The organism is Elstera litoralis, from assembly GCF_000963705.1.
In the GTDB taxonomy this organism is placed as follows: domain Bacteria; phylum Pseudomonadota; class Alphaproteobacteria; order Elsterales; family Elsteraceae; genus Elstera; species Elstera litoralis.
The window spans coordinates 1-1,834 of sequence record NZ_LAJY01000544.1; the positions used below are offsets into that span (position 1 = coordinate 1).

Here is a 1,834-nt window from a genome sequence, read left to right on the forward strand (position 1 = left end):
GGTCGCGCCGGGGTGGGCGGCGCGGCTGGTGGGGAAGCATATCGTGGTGATCGACGACGTGCTGACCTCAGGCGCAACGCTCGACGCTTGCACGGCCAGCCTGCTACGCGCCGGGGCGGCCTCGGTTCAAGCGTTGGTCCTCGCGCGCGTGCCTGCGCCGGACGATCCCGAGCGGCAGATCGGGGTTCAGCCGGATTAAGGCCGAACCCCACCTGGTTTACGAAGCGTTGCGGATATCGTTGATGAAGCTGAGCACGCGCGCGCGCAGACCATCGACATTGGTGGTAATCGCGCCCGCCGATTGCAGCACGGTGGTCACCGCGCCATTGGTACGGTCGGCGGATTGCGAGACGGTGACGATATTCTGCGACACATCCTGCGCGCCGCGCGCCACTTCCTGCACGTTGCGAGCGATTTCCTCGGTCGCGGCCTTTTGCTCTTCAGCGGCGGCGGCGACGGTCGAGGCGATTTCGCTGATTTTGGCGATCAAGCCCGCGATACTATCGATATCCGACACGGCGGCGCGGGTGGCTTCCTGAATGCTGCCGATTTGGGCGGCGATATCGTCGGTCGCTTTGGCGGTTTGATTGGCGAGGCTTTTAACTTCCGACGCCACGACCGAGAAGCCTTTGCCAGCATCGCCCGCGCGGGCGGCTTCGATGGTGGCGTTCAGCGCGAGCAGATTGGTTTGTCCCGCGATATTGCTAATCAGGCCGACGACGGTGCCGATTTTATCGGCGGCTTCCATCAGTTGCGCCACCGTTTCCGACGCTTTGCTGGCCTGGATGCGCGCCTGATCGGTCATCGAGGCCGAATAGGTGACTTGGCGGGCAATTTCCAGCGAAGAACTGCTGAGTTCCTCGGTTGCGGTCGCCACCGTGCCGACGGTTTGGGTTGCCTGCTCGCTGGCGGTTGCCACCAGGGCCGAGCGGTGCGTGGTTTCTTGGGCGGCGGTCGAGAGGATATCGGCAGTGGAGCGCATATCGACGACCGAGCGGGTGAGGGATTCGACCATTTGCCCAACGGTATTTTCGAGGTCGCTCGCCATCGCGTTCATGCCCTCTTTGCGCTGGGCTTCGGCGGCGAGGCGCTCGGTTCGGCGTTCGGTGGAAAGCCGGTCCATTTCCAAGGCATTGTCTTTGAACACTTGAACGGCGCGGGCGATATCGCCGATTTCATCGGGCCGGGCGGTGCTGGGCACGGGGATTGAGCGATCACCGCTGGCGAGTTTGCCCATCGCTTGCGTCAACTGGCGCAGGGGGCGGGCAATCGCGCCGAAGGAGAAGAACACGGCAATCGCCAAGAGCGTGACAGTCAGGATCGTTTGGATAATGGCTTGGGTAATCGCGGCTTGCGTGGCGTTCTCAACCTCACCGAGCCCAAAGCCGACTTCAAGAACGCCCAGCTTTTCGCGGTTGCCGCCGTCTTGATAGATCACGTCGCGCTTTTCGGTCAGGCCCGCCGTGGCCCCGGCCTTGACGCTTTCCGCCACCATTTTGCCGTTGGCGCCGATGATGCGGGCATGGGCGAAATTGCGGTCTTTGGCGATGGCGGCCAGGATGGACTTAATCTGGCCATCCGACAAATCCCAGAGCGGCCTTGCCAGCGCATCGGCCTGCATTTCGGTGATGCGTTGCAGGGCCTCCTGCAAATCGGCCTTCTCGCTGCTGGCGACACGAAAATAACCGTAGCTTGACGCTGCGATCTGAATCAGCAGCGCTAGTACGGAGATGAGCATGATTACGCGCGTTTTGTATGTTGATTTTCATCGCTTTTTTCCGCTTTCTGCGCGCACCCTAGCGCCAACATCCAGACCCTATAGTTCTGCACCCTA

2 protein-coding genes are annotated in these 1,834 nt (G+C 61.9%); one reads left to right on the forward strand and one right to left on the reverse strand.

Annotation, left to right across the window (positions count from 1 at the left end; genetic code table 11):
* On the forward strand, nt 1-199 hold a 199-nt coding region (locus tag VZ95_RS17200; RefSeq protein ID WP_045776948.1), incomplete at its 5' end, for a ComF family protein.
* A gap of 18 nt (nt 200-217) precedes the next feature.
* On the opposite strand, the gene VZ95_RS29835 is transcribed toward VZ95_RS17200, so the two are convergent.
* Complete coding sequence (locus tag VZ95_RS29835) at nt 218-1,738, reverse strand: methyl-accepting chemotaxis protein (RefSeq protein ID WP_052711890.1); 1,521 nt, start codon at nt 1,736-1,738, stop codon at nt 218-220.
* Nucleotides 1,739-1,834: the final 96 nt, after the last annotated feature.

Excerpts from the sequence above, each read along its gene's own strand:
- VZ95_RS29835 (WP_052711890.1), bottom strand. The coding sequence starts at position 1,738 with ATGCTCATCTCCGTACTAGCGCTGCTGATTCAGATCGCAGCGTCAAGC.